Raw genomic sequence first — 16,015 nt, 5'->3', positions numbered from 1 at the left:
GTTGACAGAAGCATATGAAGAAGAAAACATCACTTGCTTGTAGTGAGTGCGGTTCAAGAAATTATTCAATTAGTGCCAGTGGTTCGCATAAACAAGTTCGTTTAGAAGTTAAGAAGTTTTGCCGGCACTGTAATAAACACACTTTACATCGAGAAACAAAATAGATTTAATTTGGAGGTTTAAACATGTCTGCGATTTCAAGATTTTTTAAAAACGTTGCGTCTGAAATGCGAAAAGTAACTTGGCCAACTAGAAAAGAATTGACAAGCTATACAGTAACAGTTGTTATTACGGTTATTTTATTTGCTGTGTTCTTTATGATTTTAGACTTTGGAATTGAACAGCTTATTCAGCTCATCCTGTAATGCTGGGCAATTTTAAAAATTAATGGTATAATACTACTTGTGATGAAACCCGAGTGAATCCGGGTTTTTTGTTTTGGTTAAATCGAAAAACAAAGGAGGATGGTGGCAAAAGGTGTCGCCAACTAACAAATGGAAAAAAATTGGTATGTCGTACACACTTACTCGGGTTATGAAAATAAAGTAAAAGCCAACTTAGAAAAACGTGTTGAATCGATGGGGATGTCGGATAAAATCTTCCGCGTAATTGTTCCTGAAGAAGATGAAACTGAAGTGAAAAATGGGAAGACAAAGACAATCAAGCGTAAAGTATTTCCTGGCTATGTGCTTGTTGAAATCGTGATGACAGATGATTCTTGGTACGTGGTTCGAAATACACCAGGCGTTACAGGATTCGTCGGTTCCGCTGGTTCAGGTTCAAAACCGACAGCGCTTTTACCAGAAGAAGCTGACCGTATTCTAAAAAGTATGGGCATGATGGATAAAATACTTGATGCGGACTTTGAAATTGGGGAAACAGTTATGGTGAAAGAAGGACCATTTGCAGATTACTCTGGTAAAGTTGATGAAATGGATATGGATAAAGGCAAAGCAAAAGTTATGGTCAATATGTTCGGTCGGGAAACTCCGGTTGAAGTAGACTTTAATCAAATTGAGAAGATTTAGTTGGAAAACACAGTTTCGTTTTGGAGCTGTGTTTTTTTTTTTTGGAAAATAGTAGACAGAATTACTAGATAAATATAAAATTGTAATGGATACAAAAATATATAGAGAGGAAGAACTTATATGGGAGATAGAGAAGAAAAAGCATTGAGAAATATTAGAGATAATTACAGAAGAATTGAGCAGTCAATTGTAGAACAGTTATACATGGAAAACAATATTCATGGAACAACGGTTGGAACGATGCGAGAAGAGGTTTGGCAGTCATTTTTTGAAAGTATTATCCCTAAAAAATTCTCAATAGAACGGTCTGTTTTTATTATTGATTCTAATGGTAAGATTTCAAATGAAGTGGACTTAGCAATTTTTGATGAGATATACACACCTTATATATTCAAGTATAGGAATATGAAATTCATGCCAATTGAAGCAGTAGCTGTCGTTGTGGAGTGTAAGAGTAAAAAAGCAAATGATGAAAAGTTGGAAAATTGGGCGAATTCTATAAAGAATTTGCATACGTCAAAAATATCTTATGCGAGAATGGCTACGGGTATAGCAAGTGGAGATATACCGACGCAAGAAAACACACGACCGATTCAAATTTTATGTTGCATGCACTCTCGCGATAATAAAAATTTTGATTTTATTATACAAGCTTTACAACCTGAAAAAAATGAGGCAGAGCTTCATATTAAGTATAATAATCTGGATAAGCGTGACAATCTGGATGAGTGTGACCATCCGGATAATAGTTTGTTAGGATGGCTTGGGGATTTGAATGGGCTTTACAAGGGTTCAGATAAATTTAGTCAACTAAAAAGAAAAAAGGAAGCACAAGAATTGACACAAATATCATTGGAAGCTTATGAAGTACCAAATGTTTCAATTCTCACTTTCAATTTCCAATTAAATCAACTGCTAATGTTAATCAATAATCCAATGCTTTTCCCGCATCAAGCATATGCAAAAATGTTTAGAGATTTGGAGGGATAATCATGTCAATGACAGAACAAGTGGTAGCGGTTTCAATTGATAAAATACAAACTTTCTTATATCGTTCCATTAAGAGTCAAACGAATGAAGCGCAGAGCGAGAAGAATACGCTAAGACAAGTAATCAATGCCTCACGACTCGTTTCAGAAGATTTTCATGGTGGAATTAAAGCAAAGTTTGAAGGAAATGAACGAAAGACTCTATTAAAGTGCTCAGGAGTGTATATTTTTACAGTCCAAGCTTCTAAAGAGGAGATAAGCTCTAAGCTACAAGAAATATTTAAAGATAATTACATAAAAACTGGTGGGGATATATTAACTAGAGGGATTTATTTTGAAAAAGCAAGTGATGAAGGATTAACTTTGATTCAAAAAGCTAAAAAAGAGTTGAAACAAAATCGGGCACTGTCAGAAATGATTGAGGCTAATCAGGATCTTCTTTTCGCACCTCGAAATCCGCGAGTACCACCTCATAAGTCTAATGTGGAGTTGGGGAATTACGTTGTCCGTGAATTAGATGAACTGGCTGATGTTCAGGAAGATAACCCACATTTTCGTCTAGCGATAATTAAAGCTGATTTAGATGGCGTTGGAAAAAAATTTAAAGACATGACAAAGTTTGATAGTTATACTCAATTAAGTAAAATATTAAATAAATATGTTTGTTTTGATGCTTTTAAAAAGATTGTTAATGACAAAAAGGTGAAAACATTTCCATTTTATATTGCAGGGGATGATATTTTCTTTGCGATAAACGCAAAGGATACGCTGAAAGGAATTTCCATATGCGAGGAAATGCTTACGCGCATCAATAATGATATAGCTGAAAAGAAAAAGCCTCTTACAATGTCTGTTAGTGTTGAGTTTGTCTTCAACCGTGAACCACTTCGTTTTTATTATACGGAAGTCGAAGAAAAGTTGAAAAAAGCAAAAAGTGTGACAGTGGAGGGAGAACTAGAAAAATGTGTACCGTTAAAAATTATTATTGGAAATGAAGTTTTTTTAAAAGTAGATCAAGATAAAAAGAAGGAGAGTTTCAAAAATCGGAAAGAAAGAGGCGAATTTAATCGTATATTTAAAGAAGAAGAGTTTAGTAACTGGGATTATTTTGTTTATGATATAAAACTAATTAAAGACTTGCAAGATAATGATAGCGTAATTGGAACAACATCTTTCTTTTATAATTTACTAGTGTTGAGCAAATCAAATGATAATGGTTTAAGCTATATGAATAACATTTTATATAATTTACTACCACAATACACAGATCATTATGATAAAAACAAAAGAGATAATGAAATGATTCTTCTCGAAAGACTGATGTCTAAATTTTTAGTGAAACAAGGAAAGGAATGGAAAATTGACGTCACTGAAATAACTAAGCGTAAATTCATTCATTATTTACAAACGATAGTTCTTTTCTCTGATGAAAGGTTTCCTTTTTCTTTAAAGAAATTTGAACCAAGAGATAATGATACTAAAAGAATCAGTAAGTCAAAAGACAGTATTACTAAAAGAACCAGTAAGAATTTTTATAATAAGATTCGTCATTATTTATATGATTCAATAGACTGGTCAGTTCGGCGTGTATTTATAGAAAAAGATAAGCATCAATATGGCGAAATAAAAGCAGAAATTTATCGTAAATTGAGAATGTCAACTTCACTATTTTATCGGTTGAAAAAAGTTATGGGGACTGATAATTGGGTGAGGAATGCAGCAGAACTAATTCAAAAAGCACAAATACAAACTGAGCAAACAGAGGATGCTGAATCTGATAAAATCTTACCTTTAACGTTTTGCACGAAATACTTTGAGAAAGCAAGTAATCAAATAACTGTTGAATTAGTTGATAGAATTATGCTTTTTTATTTATATGACGAGCTTTCAATCCGTCATAAAGTACAAATGAAGGAGGAAAAATGAGTGAGCCAATCTAGTTTAAACTTTTCAATAAAAACAGAATCCAATTTATTAATCGGTGGAACACCAAGAAGTTTTGAAATTGGAGGTATTGATCAATATACTGTTACAAATTTTGAGGGGGAGCCACTTATTCCGGCATCAACAATAAAAGGTTGCTTCCGTGCAATTGTAAAGGAAGAAAACATGGAGAATGCGATAATTACAAATGCATATCGTCGTTTTTTTGGAAGGCAAAAAGAAGAATTTAATGAATATGTAAAAAGTAATGGTTTTGATGATAAAGAACAAAAAAGGTTATTAAAACGCTTTGATGATGCAATAGAAGAAACATTGCCACTTCATTGTTTTGGTAGTGAAGGATTTAATGCTATGCCAAAATTGATTTTCCGAGATTGTCATATTGCAGAAAAAAGAGAGAATAAAGATTATTTTTCAGTTGATTCCAAGAATACAATTGATACAAAGAATGATGAAATTCATGCGACACCGCGAAAGTATCAGACAGTCAGACCTAACATTGAATTTAGGGGAGCGATTGATTTTTATCAGGTTGAAAAGCTTGGTATTGAGGATAAAATTTGGCAAGAATACATTGAGAGTTTGTTTTTGAAATTGAATTCAGGTATTTATCGAATTGGAAATTCTAAGAGTCGTGGTTATGGCAAAGTGCATTTGCAGGTAATCAAATAGGAGGATGGCGATGATATACTATAAAATTAATCTAAAACTACAAGGTGGTATTACACAGTTGCCGGACTCACAACGGATTTTTGGGTTCTTGATTTCAAAATATGCGGAAAAAACTTCAGCTTCAAATGCAACAGAATTGGTTAGGAAAGTTAAAGAGAAGGAAAGCCAATTTCAGCTTTCCAATATGATGCCGAGTGGGTACTTACCAACGCCGATAGAAGAAATTCTAGCTTTAGACAGTGAGAAAAAGGTTTATAAAGTGATAAAGGAGCGGACTTTTTTAAAGGAAGAAATGATAGAGAGTATCTTAAGCGATGTTTCTGTAGCTAATAGGGCGTTCCCATTTGTGAAGATTAAGGAATTATATCAGCCACATACAGCGATTTCGAGTGGCTATCACCAACTTGTTGATATGCAAAATGAAGTGTATGCTGTTCCTGAGATAGATGTTGTTGAAGTTTCGGGTAAGAATGAGAGTGAGAAAATAATGCGAGATTTTCAAATTTATCTAAGTGTTGAAGACGAGGGTATTTTAAAGCTATTGAAGGAGATGCAAATGAGAAAATCTGTGCTTTATCTTGGGAAACGAGCATCTTTGGGTTACAATAATTTTGTTATAGAAAGTCTGGAAAAATGTGTGGTGCAGCAGAATGGCAATAAATATTTGAATTTAGGCATGTTGCTTCCAGATAAAATCAATTATGAAGAGTCTGCATTGAAACTTTTTACTTCGGAAAGACGTCCTTATGAATCTAAATTTGGGCAAGGTAAAATTGAGGGACGGATTATTAGTTTTATTGATGCGGGAAGCTATATTTTTACAACGGATAATTCAAATCAAGCTGGAAAAAGTATAGAATCACCATTTGATAAAGAACGGGCAATTATTTTCGGAAATTCCTTTTTATATCTAATACGAGAAGGAGGGAAATAAGACCATGAACAAAGGCTTGAAAGAATATCAGTTTACATTAAAAGTGATTTCGCCACTTATCCTGTCACCCAGAAGTAGTGAGCAATTTTATGCTGATGTTGATTATCAAAGTGAGGAAATATCGGGTGCTGGTGATGTAAATATTATTTATCCTTTTTATCGTTATGGTGACTATACAGAATATAAACCGAATGGTATTCAATATTATATTCCGGGTTCGTCAATTAAAGGAACTCTAAAAAGTTTAATTCCGGCAGGGAATAATGAAAATTGGCTAGTAGATGACATTTTAGTTAAGAAAGAGGCTATTATTGTTCGAACTTTGGAAAAATTTCAAAAGACTGGGAGCCAAGAAACCTTAAAATTAAGTCCTTTTTTTCAAAAGATAGGTGTTGAAATGTTGGAAGAGGGACAAGATTATACTGGCGTTCTATTTTGTAGTGAAGATAGGTTGTTTAAGCTGAAGCAAGTGATACAAAAGGGAATGCGGGAGCGGCTGGAAAATAATATTTTGAGGATTAATGGTATCTTAAAAAAGAATAATTGTGAAGAGTTGGAAGGCTTGAGAGATAGGTTAGAAAAGCTGATTGAAGAGGAAAATATTATTTTTCTAGGAGGCTATAAAGGATTAATACATTCACTGGGAAACTATTCAGGAAAAGAAGAGTTAGAAAGTGGCATTTACATCGCTAGGAAAACAAAAATGGAAGATTTCTTAATTCCAGGTATTGTACAGTTAGAATTTAAATAATAGATGTCTGAAACATAACTTTATTTTGGGTTATAGAAATGAGAGTAGGGACCATTTTTTGGAATTCCTGCTCTTTTTTATCATTATAAATTAAGATTTAGTATCATTTTGAGGAGAGAAAGTAATAGTTTTGACGTAACCGTGAAAATTCGTCTGAAAGTTTTCTAAACTGTAGTTTTTTTATCGAAAATTACTTAAAAAAGTTACTCCAATCCGTTGTAAGATTATTAGTGGAAATAGTGAATGAATGAGGAGGGGAAATAATTTAAAAAGAAGTTCACTAAATAATTTTTTGCAATCAGGAGGAGAAAATGAAAAAGAAACAAATTTTAAAAAAAGGTGCTGTGGCGCTCGTTGCTTTTAACGTATTAGCGTCTTCAGCGTTAGCAGTAGTACCAACAACTGTGAGTGCAGCAGAAACAAGTAATCAACAATCGCGTGCAACAATTGTTTCACCCGTGAATATGTTTAAAAACCCTGGATTTACACCGAATGCGCTGGGCTTCGATGATTGGACGCCTGCCTATAATGATCAAGTGATTACAGGTGGAATGAGTAAAGATAGTTCAGGTTCATTTATTTTTGGGGACGGAGCAACTGTAAAACCAGTTACTGGTGGTGCGAGCTTCTGGTCTTTTGGAGCTAAAGGAACACTTACACAAAAAGTTCATGTTATTAAAGGTGAAACTTATCGTTTAAGTGGTATTGCGAAAGATACAGGAGGAATATTTGATGCAGGAGCTGATTTCTACCTTAAAATTGGCGATTCTGAAGTACGTAAAGCAGCAAAAAATATGGGACCATTTAATTTTGATATTGTAGCACCTGTTACTGGAGATGTTAATATCTCAATCGGGATGTTACGAGGCGGGAATGTTGGGACAAACTCTGCTCATATGTCTCTAACAGACTTATCATTTGAGAATACAGATGTTACGCCACCAGCTGCACCAACGATTAATCCAATCTATACAGATGCTAACCTTGCTACTGGTAAAGCAGAACCTAATACAACAGTAATTTTTACAACTGAGGATAATCAAGTTGTAAAAGGTAGCGTAGACGCGGATGGTAACTATTCTGTAGAATTGCCACGTCAAATCATGGGACATGTTGTGACAGTTGCCAACCAAGATATTGCAGGGAATATTAGTGATGTCACGACTTCCTTACCTGTAAGACAAGGTGAATTAAGTAAGCCGGTCATTAATGATGTCACAAATGATAGCACGATTGTAAGTGGGGAAGCAGACTTGGCTGTTAACGTAAATGTTAAAGTTATTAAAGCAGATGGTACTGAAAAACCATACGTAGGAAATACAGATAATAGTGGGCATTATTCAGTTGAAATTGCTAAGCCAGAATATGGTGATAAAGTCCAAGTTGTAACTTCTGGTAATGGTAAAGTAAGTCCTACAGCAGAAACAACTGTTTTAGATGCAATTAAACCAGCGGCGCCTATCGTTGAGGATGTTTATACTGATACGGTTGAGATTAAAGGTCAAGGGACTTCTGGGAATAAAGTAGAAGTAACTTTACCATCAGGAACTCTAGATCCAGTTTCAGTAGCGGCCGATGGTACATTTAAAGTTCAAATTCCAGCACAAGCGGAAGGTGCAAAAATTAGTATTGCTCAAATTAAACCTTCTGGACTAAAAGGTGAACCAACAGTTAAGACTGTACAACCTGGTGACTTACCGCAACCTATCATAAATGAAATTACAGATCAATCTACAAAAATTGAAGGAACAGCGACACCGAATGCAGACTTTAAAATTACTGTAAAAGATAAAGATGGTTCTACTGTTAGAAATCCATATATTGGAACAGTAGATTCAACTGGTAAATTCTCTATTTTAATAGATAAACTATTACCAACCTATACAGTTACGATGACTTTATCAAAAGGAGACCAAGTCAGCAAAGAAAAAGTTGTACAAGTGAAAGATGTGACAGCTCCTATTGCTCCAGTTGTGAAAAATATTTCAGCAGACGATAAAAGTATAACAGGTACTGGGGAAGCTGGAACAATTGCGATTGCGAAAGTGAATAATCAAGAAATCGGTCGTGCAACAGTTTCTGAAAATGGACAATTCCAAATTACTATTCCTCAACAAGCTGAAAATGCGGTTGTAAGTGTTGTGCTTGAGGATGCTTCTAAAAACATTTCAGCGGCAGTAACAAAAACAGTAACACGCTCAACGAAATTAGATTTAACTGTTCCTAGCTCGCTCACTGTTGGAACAAGTTCATTTAGTGGAACATACGGTGCGGGTATCTCTAAAGTACGTCTGTTTGTTAATGGTACCGTAGTTTCTCAAGCTACAACGAACAACGGGACTTACACATTTTCAAATATCGATAAATTTATTGTTTCCGCAACAGATGTAGTTGAAGTAGTTGGTGTGGATAGTAAATATGTTGAGGTTAAAAGAGTCAAAGTAGCGCTAAAAGGGAATTTAATTAAAGTTCTTACACCAGATACGTATAGCTTTGGTGCAAGTCAACTAACTGGTCAATTTGATGATAGTGCTTATAAAATCCGTTTAGTTGTAAATGGTGAAGTTAAAGCGCAAGCAACAACAGATTCTGCAACGCATAAATTTACGTTTAATAATGCGGCAAGCTTAATTATAAGCCCATCAGATACAGTTGAGGTAGTGGCTGTAAACAAACAATATGCGGAAATTTATCGTGCGCCTGTTACAGTAGAAAACTCAACTGCAAATGCACTAACTGTACAGCCTTACGAAATGGGAAGTACTACTTTAACTGGGACACATGGCTCTGGGATTTCAAAAGTACGCTTAGTTGTTGACGGGAAAATTGTTGCCCAAGCTATCAACAGCAACGGCACATACACATTTAATAACGTAGATAAACTTATTACTTCAAATCAAGCGAAAGTAGAAGTAGTGGCTGTTAATGCGCAATACCAAGAGGTTAGTCGTAAAGCTGTTGAATTAAAAGGCGTATTATATACATTAACAAATGATGCTTATAATGCTGGTGATGCAGTACTAAGTGGAACATACGGAGAAGGTATCTTCAAAGTGCGTCTATTTGTGAATGGTGAAGTGAAGACGCAAGCGACTATGGATGAAGCAACACACAAATTTACATTTAACAATGCAGGAAACTTTATTGTTGGTCCAAATGATAAAGTAGAACTAGTGGCTGTCAATTCACAATATGTCGAAGTGAAAAGACTGACAGTTACAGTTGCAAATGCGGCTGAATTAAATCAGCTTACAGTAGATAGTAACTATAAACTAGGTGCGGATTCATTAACTGGCTCATATGGTACTTTAGGATTCAAAGTGCGTTTATTTGTAAATGGTGCCGTCGCGCGCCAAGCAAATTCAGCAGATGGAAAATACACTTTTTCTAATTTAAAAGGGTTAAATATTGCTGCAACTGATAAAGTTGAAATTGCCTTAGTAAATGCATCTTATGTAGAAATTAATCGAATTGCTGTTAATGTAGTCGAATAAAAAATAGGACTTCTTATCCATTTCAATATGGAGAGGAGTCCTATTTTTATTTGGAGATAATTAATAAAACACTAAATGATTTTTCTTCATTAAGGATGCTATAGTTTACGTTTTTATATTTGTGGGTGATTTTTCGGAAAATGTGCAAGCCGCGTCCTTGGTGCCCCCTCTTACTAGACCGACCTTTTTGGAATAATTCGCTTGTTTGAAGTGTGTTTTTGCCAGCCGAGGAGTTTGTAATGTTTACCTCTAACGCTTCAGGTAAGTTAATTAGGCTAATTTTGATTTCTGGTTTTTCAGCATGTTTAGCAGCTTCAATGGCGTTATTAAATAGAATAGAAAGGATGCGAAGAAAATCAATTGTATGAATAACAGTACGTTTAATTTGATAAGGAATAGTTAGTTCGACATGTATATTTTTTTCGCGAGCTAACGAAATATAGTACATGATGGAGCTTTGCAAACTGGGAAGATAGATTTGCTGGATTTCTGTAAATTGTTGATCGGGCATATGGTTTTTAACATACATGTGCAAATTAGTTGTCATTTCTTTTACTTTATCCAGTTCGCCTTTCTCAGCATGAATTTGGATCGTGAGTAAAAGAGCTTCAAAGTCGTGAATAAAATCAAGTGCAAATTCCGTTTTTTTGTGTTGAACTTCGAGGAAAGCCAAATGCTGCGTTAAAAATTGATAATCTCGAGCGGTTTTTGTAAGTTGCATCAAAAAAAGAAGTAGGATGATGAAAAAAATCGAATTGATAAGACCAGAGATGGCAAAAAGGATGCGATTGTCTCCGAAAAAGACAAGCCGAATGGTATTAATGACAAAAAGTGCAGGAATGAAAAGTGCAAAAGAGAGCTGAGTTATACGGTTTTGCTTATTATTTACTAAAATCTCAATCCAATGAAACTTCTTATTTAAATATAAAAGGAGTAAATCGATTGCGGTAACGATGATGATGAAGTTAATACTTAAGAGGAAAAAGAATTTTTCTTCGAATAAACCAGTGAATGATGTAATTCGAACTTGAATAAGATCAAGTGATAGTGAAAAAGAGAGGATAATAGTAAGAAAATTAATGGCAATAATAATGGCGGCTGCAAAAAAATTATTTAAATGGCGGTATGAGAAATAAGTGTGTGGAAGTGTGACTATAAAAGGAACAAGCCACATTGCAGAAAGTGTTACTAAGGTGTGGTTTGAGGCAATGAAAAACATGCCAATAATGAGTAAAAACATTAAGCCGACTAATTTGAACGCATCTCGGTAACTTATAAATAACGGAGCATTAAGTAAAAATAAATTGACAATCAGTCCCAAATAGCCAGCAATTATAATAATGTAATCAGATAAAATAAACATGGAGTTATTCCTCCCTAAGAATTCAAATGTTTGAGAAGTTTATCAATGATTTTTTTACTGGCGTATAGTTCGTAACCATAATCGAAGTGAATAATGCCAAGTTTTCGATCAATAGAGGTTATTTCATTAGTATTAATAATGAATGATTTCAAATTGGTATAAAAATTATTTTCTTCAAATAGCAATTTTAAGGCGCTAATTGGATAACGCACGAAAAGGCTACGATTTTTACAGTTAATCTCGGAATAATTTTTACTACCTTTTAATGTTTGGATAAAAACAATATCTTTTTTTCTTAAAAAAAGTCGTTCCGATCCATTTTTTAAAATAATATCGCCCGTTAAAGCTTTTTTACCTTCTTTTTCTTTGATGGTTTCAAAAACTGTCTGGATTTGTGCTGGGATAGAATCTAAACTATCAGATTTTTTGATGAGATAACCAGATGGGAGGATGTGTCGATTGATAATTTCTACACTTTTATTCTGATAAGATGTGATGAAGTAAAGGTAACAGTGAGGGTTTTTATGACGAATGAATTCTGCGATGTCGATACCAGATGTTGCTTCCTTTAAGTCGATATCAAGAAAATAAATGTCATTGTCCATAATGGGGAGTGTTTCAAGCTGTTCGATGAATGAATTGATATTGGAGATGATATGCATATCGGAAACAATGTCCAGTTTTTGAGTGGAAGTCGAGATGCAATTTTCTATAAATTCTCTGTGCAGAAAATCGTCTTCAACTAGAAAAATATTCATTTTATCCATACTCCTTCCTCCAAAGTGCTAAAAACAGGTCACAAAGGAGTTAAAAAAACTAGTAATTGCTTTATCATTATATTTGTAACACGTTAAATGTTGAAAAACAATAGTTACACCTCAAGTTTAAACCAATTTTAATGAATAAAATATTGTTGAACGAACATTATATAGTATACCTTAAAGACTTGTAAAAGAGTAGACTATTTATTTTGTAACAAAAAATAAAACAAAGTTATAAATTTTTCCCGAAAATTGCTTATTTTTGAATGAAAGGTGGCATTTTTGTGAAATCTTGATTGTATCTGCAACTTTTATTACACTTTGGCCTATTCTTCCTAGAAAAAAATTTAGATACAATAAATTGGGAGAGGAGGGGCGTCATGGACTTTCTAAGTCTGCATGAAAAAATAACTGAGCATCAAAATTTATCGTTATTTCTGTTAAATAAATTCAAGTACAAGAAAATTGAATTGAAGAAAAATATTGAATATCGTGTAAAAGAAAATGAATTTATTATTGTATTAAACGGACTATCGATAAAAAAAATTAGTAACCGAATAACGAAGGATTATCAGTACAGCTTTAATTCAGAGGGCGATTTCATTTTCATGATAGAAGATGATGAGACGTATTATTTAAGCAATATTAGAAAATGTCATATCGCAGTTCTAAATAAAGACGAAATTTTCGATGCACTTGAGAAAGATGGCTTACTTGTTCATTTGTTTTTAGAACAATATTTGAAAGTTGAAGAAGAGATGCATTTTTTAAATTTACAGCTTTTAAATTCAAATAAGCGGATTATTCACTATATATTGCAAATTTCTAGACTTAATCAGCAAGCTTTTAAGTTGCCATACTTATTATTTCCGAAAGAAATCACGGTAACAAGCTTAGCTAAATATTGCAATTGCAACCGAATAACTGCCTCTAGACTGCTGAGTAAGTTAAAAGAAAAAAAGTATATTTTCCCAGAAGAAAAAGGTTTTATGATACCAGAGGAAAATATAGAGGAACTGTTAAATTTATAAGAAGGAGAGATTTTTTATGAGAAAAGTTGGACTTATACTGAGCTTAGCGCTCTTGCTACTTGGTCTAATGGCCTGCGGCAATAAAAATACGGAAACGACAAAATTGAAACAGCAAAAAACGGCATCATGGCAAATTACACCAACAAAAATTGTGCTCCAAGATAGTTCGGAAAAAGGAAAAAAAGAATTGGTCATTTCATACAAAGTAAAAAACATCTCGAAAAAAGAGCAAGGAATTGTGGCGGCTGATTTCTTTTTAACTGATAATGATGAACATTACTTTTATGCAAAAGGTAGTTTGAAAAACATAAATGAAGTTGTAAAACCTGGCGAGGAAAAAGAGGGCAAGGGCTATTACATCATTCCTAAAGATTTGAAAAAAGCAGACTTGAGCTATAGTCCAATTAATACCAAGGAAACAACCACTTGGAAAGATTTAGTTATCCAAAACTAATCATGGAAAAGGATGAAAGGCTATTGAATATTTTATATTTACATCAATATTTTGCAACACTATCTTCTTCAACCTCTATCAGAAGCTTCATTTTTTCGCAAAAACTAGTTGAAAATGGGCATCAGGTGACCGTGTTAACGACAGATGCATTTATGAAACAAGAGGAACCATATAAAACTTTGGATGATGTAAAATATTATCACATCGAAGGAGTGGAAATTTTAGCGGTTCAGAGTGAGTATAGTAATTTTTTAGGAAAAAAAGAGCGGATTAAGGAATTTTTAAAATTCATGCGGAAAGCAGAGCGCATTGGTGGCTCTTTGCCAAATATTGATTTGATTTTTGCAACATCCACCCCCCTTACGATTGGTGTGCCTGCTGTGCGTTTAAGCAAAAAGCTGAATGTACCTTTTGTATTTGAAGTGCGGGATTTATGGCCAGAAGCACCAATTCAAATGGGCTACATAAATTCCAAACCCCTCCAGCATATTTTGCGCCGAATGGAAAAGTGGATTTATAAAAAGTCAGCACATATTATATGTTTATCGCCAGGCATGGCGGACGGTGTGAAACTAAGTGGCGTTTCAGAAAATAAAATTTCGGTTATTCCGAATTTAGCAGATTTAGAACTTTTCAAAGATGAAAATATTAATCAAGCGCTTAGAGAAAAGCTGAGTCAAAAATGGGATTTAGAAAATCAATTTGTTATTTCTCATATTGGTGCGATGGGGGAAGCAAATGGCTTACATTATTTGCTAGATGCGGCGAAACTGATTAGCCAGCAAAATGTGCATGACATTAAATTCCTTATTGTTGGGAATGGAAAAGCGAAACCAGAACTTGTATCTGAATGTGAAAAGCGGAATATTCAAAATGTTATCTTTTCGGATATGATTGAAAAAAAAGATGTCCCTACGTATTTAGATTTGGCGAATATTACAATAACAAGCTTTTTACCTAAACCGATTTTAGCCACAAATTCTCCAAACAAATTTTTTGATGCGCTAGCAGCTGGAAAGCCAATCATTGTCAATTCGAATGGCTGGACGAGAGCAATTGTTGAAAAACATAAAATTGGTTATTACGTTGATGCTAGAAAGCCAGAAGAGCTAGCTGATTTGTTAATAGAACTAAAAGATAAGAAAGAAACTTTATGGTTGAAAGAAGAAATCAAGGCTTTGGCAGAAGCTGAATTTAGTGTAAAACGTGCAGCGAAAGACTTACTTAACATTATAGAGCGAGTTGCGATGAATAGGGGGCGTAAATAATGAATATTGCAATTGTAGGAACAGGATATGTTGGATTAGTAACAGGTGTCGGCTTGGCAGAAATTGGCCATAGTGTCACATGTATTGATATTGATGAAACGAAAATTAAGAAGCTGAAAAATGGGATTTCACCAATTTATGAGCCGGGTATTGAATCGTTAATTTTAAAAAATATTGCGGAAGGGAGATTAAATTTCACGTCTTCGTTTGCAGATGGTGTCTACTTAGCAGAAGCTGTCTATTTAGCGGTTGGCACGCCGACTGGAAGTGATGGTCAAATTGATATGACGTATTTTAATCAAGCAGCGAATGAAATTGCAAAGGCAATTACTAGACCGACTGCTGTAGTCATTAAAAGTACTGTGCCTGTTGGGACAAATGCAGCACTCCAATGTTTGATGGATCAACAAGCGGCTTACAAAGTTACTGTAGTCTCAAATCCAGAATTTTTACGCGAGGGAATGGCGCTTCGTGATATGTTTTATGGCGACCGAATTGTGATTGGCGTAGAGGATGAGGTAGTGGTTCAAATGATGGAAGAGATTAATCGGCCTTTTGAAATACCAATTGTGACAACGACGCCGAAAAGTGCGGAATTAATTAAATATGCGTCGAATGCTTTTTTGGCAACTAAAATTAGTTTTATTAATGAAATTGCGAATTTATGTGACCGAGTTGGTGCTGATATACAGGAAGTTAGTTTTGGAATGGGGCTTGATAAACGAATTGGTGAGAAGTTTTTACAAGCAGGTATTGGTTACGGGGGCTCATGTTTTCCGAAAGATACACTTGGTTTGTTGCAAATTGCGCGCGAAACGGGTATGGCATTTCCGTTACTTCAGGAGGTTATTCAGACGAATGCCGAGCAGCAGCGAGTGCTTGTAAGTAAGTTGCTTGAAAAGATGGGTTCAATTCGGGGTAGGAAAATCGCGATTCTAGGAATCGCTTTTAAACCAAATACAGATGATATTCGCGAAGCGCCAGCGCTTAGGATTATGGATGAGCTGGCGAATTACGGGGCGATTGTTTATGCGTATGACCCGGTTGTGAAGGCGGAAGATGTGACGTTGCCTAAGAACGCGGTTATTTCTAGTACGATTCAGGAGGCGCTGATTCAAGCGGATGCGGCACTTATTGTGACGGAATGGGATGAAATTAAAGCGATTCAAGCGGAGGAGTTTAAAGCATGGATGAGTCAGGCGCATGTGTTTGATGGTCGGAATTGTTTTGAACCAGATGAAATGTCTGCAATTGGCGTTTACTATGAAGCGATTGGTCGCGGAGGAGAAATTAAAGAATTGGTTGCAAAATAAAGGAGGAGAGCTT

General features: G+C 34.7%; 15 protein-coding genes. 13 read left to right on the top strand and 2 right to left on the bottom strand.

Annotated elements, in window-relative coordinates; all coding sequences use genetic code 11:
• Positions 1 to 14: 14 nt before the first annotated feature.
• The 9 genes from rpmG (at position 15) to R8923_RS13155 (ending at position 9,812) form a co-directional block, all read left to right on the top strand.
• Positions 15 to 164: a 50S ribosomal protein L33 gene (rpmG, locus tag R8923_RS13195; RefSeq protein ID WP_007471971.1), complete on the top strand. Its 150-nt coding sequence runs from the start codon at positions 15 to 17 to the stop codon at positions 162 to 164.
• A gap of 21 nt (positions 165 to 185) precedes the next feature.
• The gene (secE, locus tag R8923_RS13190; protein WP_485873223.1) at positions 186 to 365 is read left to right on the top strand and encodes a preprotein translocase subunit SecE; all 180 of its coding nucleotides are present in this window, start codon (positions 186 to 188) and stop codon (positions 363 to 365) included.
• Positions 366 to 494: 129 nt separating this feature from the next.
• A complete protein-coding gene (gene nusG, locus R8923_RS13185; protein ID WP_485873222.1) occupies positions 495 to 1,028 on the top strand; it encodes a transcription termination/antitermination protein NusG in 534 nt (177 codons plus the stop codon).
• A gap of 120 nt (positions 1,029 to 1,148) precedes the next feature.
• Positions 1,149 to 2,018, top strand: coding sequence for a DUF6602 domain-containing protein (locus R8923_RS13180; protein ID WP_485873221.1), 870 nt, complete (start codon positions 1,149 to 1,151; stop codon positions 2,016 to 2,018).
• 2 nt (positions 2,019 to 2,020) lie between these two features.
• The gene (locus R8923_RS13175) at positions 2,021 to 3,943 is read left to right on the top strand and encodes a Cas10/Cmr2 second palm domain-containing protein (protein WP_485873220.1); all 1,923 of its coding nucleotides are present in this window, start codon (positions 2,021 to 2,023) and stop codon (positions 3,941 to 3,943) included.
• Positions 3,944 to 4,633 carry an RAMP superfamily CRISPR-associated protein gene (locus tag R8923_RS13170; RefSeq protein ID WP_485873219.1) on the top strand — a complete coding sequence of 230 codons (690 nt, stop codon included), beginning with the start codon at positions 3,944 to 3,946 and terminating at the stop codon, positions 4,631 to 4,633.
• A gap of 10 nt (positions 4,634 to 4,643) precedes the next feature.
• The gene (locus tag R8923_RS13165; protein WP_485873218.1) at positions 4,644 to 5,567 is read left to right on the top strand and encodes a hypothetical protein; all 924 of its coding nucleotides are present in this window, start codon (positions 4,644 to 4,646) and stop codon (positions 5,565 to 5,567) included.
• Between the two features lie 4 nt (positions 5,568 to 5,571).
• Complete coding sequence (locus tag R8923_RS13160) at positions 5,572 to 6,318, top strand: hypothetical protein (RefSeq protein ID WP_485873217.1); 747 nt, start codon at positions 5,572 to 5,574, stop codon at positions 6,316 to 6,318.
• Between the two features lie 311 nt (positions 6,319 to 6,629).
• Positions 6,630 to 9,812, top strand: coding sequence for an Ig-like domain-containing protein (locus tag R8923_RS13155; RefSeq protein WP_485873216.1), 3,183 nt, complete (start codon positions 6,630 to 6,632; stop codon positions 9,810 to 9,812).
• A gap of 46 nt (positions 9,813 to 9,858) precedes the next feature.
• Here the strand turns inward: R8923_RS13155 and R8923_RS13150 are convergent, their stop codons facing one another.
• The gene (locus R8923_RS13150; protein ID WP_485873215.1) at positions 9,859 to 11,175 is read right to left on the bottom strand and encodes a GHKL domain-containing protein; all 1,317 of its coding nucleotides are present in this window, start codon (positions 11,173 to 11,175) and stop codon (positions 9,859 to 9,861) included.
• Positions 11,176 to 11,189: 14 nt separating this feature from the next.
• Complete coding sequence (locus R8923_RS13145; protein WP_485873214.1) at positions 11,190 to 11,942, bottom strand: LytR/AlgR family response regulator transcription factor; 753 nt, start codon at positions 11,940 to 11,942, stop codon at positions 11,190 to 11,192.
• A gap of 374 nt (positions 11,943 to 12,316) precedes the next feature.
• Between R8923_RS13145 and R8923_RS13140 the strand changes: the two genes are divergently transcribed.
• Genes R8923_RS13140 through R8923_RS13125 form a run of 4 tightly spaced genes read left to right on the top strand, consistent with a single transcriptional unit; the run spans position 12,317 to position 16,002 of the window.
• Positions 12,317 to 12,967, top strand: a complete 651-nt coding sequence (locus R8923_RS13140) for a cyclic nucleotide-binding domain-containing protein (RefSeq protein WP_485873213.1) — start codon at positions 12,317 to 12,319, stop codon at positions 12,965 to 12,967.
• A 16-nt stretch (positions 12,968 to 12,983) separates the two neighbouring features.
• Entirely contained in the window at positions 12,984 to 13,421 is a 438-nt protein-coding gene (locus R8923_RS13135) for a DUF4352 domain-containing protein (RefSeq protein ID WP_485873212.1), read from the top strand.
• Between the two features lie 23 nt (positions 13,422 to 13,444).
• Positions 13,445 to 14,689 carry a glycosyltransferase family 4 protein gene (locus R8923_RS13130; RefSeq protein ID WP_485873211.1) on the top strand — a complete coding sequence of 415 codons (1,245 nt, stop codon included), beginning with the start codon at positions 13,445 to 13,447 and terminating at the stop codon, positions 14,687 to 14,689.
• Entirely contained in the window at positions 14,689 to 16,002 is a 1,314-nt protein-coding gene (locus R8923_RS13125; RefSeq protein ID WP_485873210.1) for a UDP-glucose dehydrogenase family protein, read from the top strand. The genes R8923_RS13130 and R8923_RS13125 overlap by 1 nt, the downstream gene beginning before the upstream one ends.
• The last annotated feature ends 13 nt before the right edge of the window (positions 16,003 to 16,015 follow it).

The sequence above is a fragment of the Listeria tempestatis genome (assembly GCF_963575625.1).
Taxonomy (GTDB): Bacteria; Bacillota; Bacilli; order Lactobacillales; family Listeriaceae; genus Listeria; species Listeria tempestatis.
Note: the sequence above shows the minus strand (reverse complement) of the source record. Positions and strands in the feature narration are given on the sequence as shown.

What these genes read in the sequence shown, in the direction of transcription:
- R8923_RS13155 (WP_485873216.1), top strand. Translation starts at nt 6,630, where the DNA reads ATGAAAAAGAAACAAATTTTAAAAAAAGGTGCTGTGGCGCTCGTTGCT.
- R8923_RS13125 (WP_485873210.1), top strand. Translation starts at nt 14,689, where the DNA reads ATGAATATTGCAATTGTAGGAACAGGATATGTTGGATTAGTAACAGGT.
- R8923_RS13150 (WP_485873215.1), bottom strand. Translation starts at nt 11,175, where the DNA reads ATGTTTATTTTATCTGATTACATTATTATAATTGCTGGCTATTTGGGA.
- R8923_RS13140 (WP_485873213.1), top strand. Translation starts at nt 12,317, where the DNA reads ATGGACTTTCTAAGTCTGCATGAAAAAATAACTGAGCATCAAAATTTA.
- R8923_RS13160 (WP_485873217.1), top strand. Translation starts at nt 5,572, where the DNA reads ATGAACAAAGGCTTGAAAGAATATCAGTTTACATTAAAAGTGATTTCG.
- R8923_RS13165 (WP_485873218.1), top strand. Translation starts at nt 4,644, where the DNA reads ATGATATACTATAAAATTAATCTAAAACTACAAGGTGGTATTACACAG.
- R8923_RS13145 (WP_485873214.1), bottom strand. Translation starts at nt 11,942, where the DNA reads ATGGATAAAATGAATATTTTTCTAGTTGAAGACGATTTTCTGCACAGA.
- R8923_RS13180 (WP_485873221.1), top strand. Translation starts at nt 1,149, where the DNA reads ATGGGAGATAGAGAAGAAAAAGCATTGAGAAATATTAGAGATAATTAC.
- nusG (WP_485873222.1), top strand. Translation starts at nt 495, where the DNA reads ATGGAAAAAAATTGGTATGTCGTACACACTTACTCGGGTTATGAAAAT.
- R8923_RS13175 (WP_485873220.1), top strand. Translation starts at nt 2,021, where the DNA reads ATGTCAATGACAGAACAAGTGGTAGCGGTTTCAATTGATAAAATACAA.
- R8923_RS13135 (WP_485873212.1), top strand. Translation starts at nt 12,984, where the DNA reads ATGAGAAAAGTTGGACTTATACTGAGCTTAGCGCTCTTGCTACTTGGT.
- secE (WP_485873223.1), top strand. Translation starts at nt 186, where the DNA reads ATGTCTGCGATTTCAAGATTTTTTAAAAACGTTGCGTCTGAAATGCGA.
- rpmG (WP_007471971.1), top strand. Translation starts at nt 15, where the DNA reads ATGAAGAAGAAAACATCACTTGCTTGTAGTGAGTGCGGTTCAAGAAAT.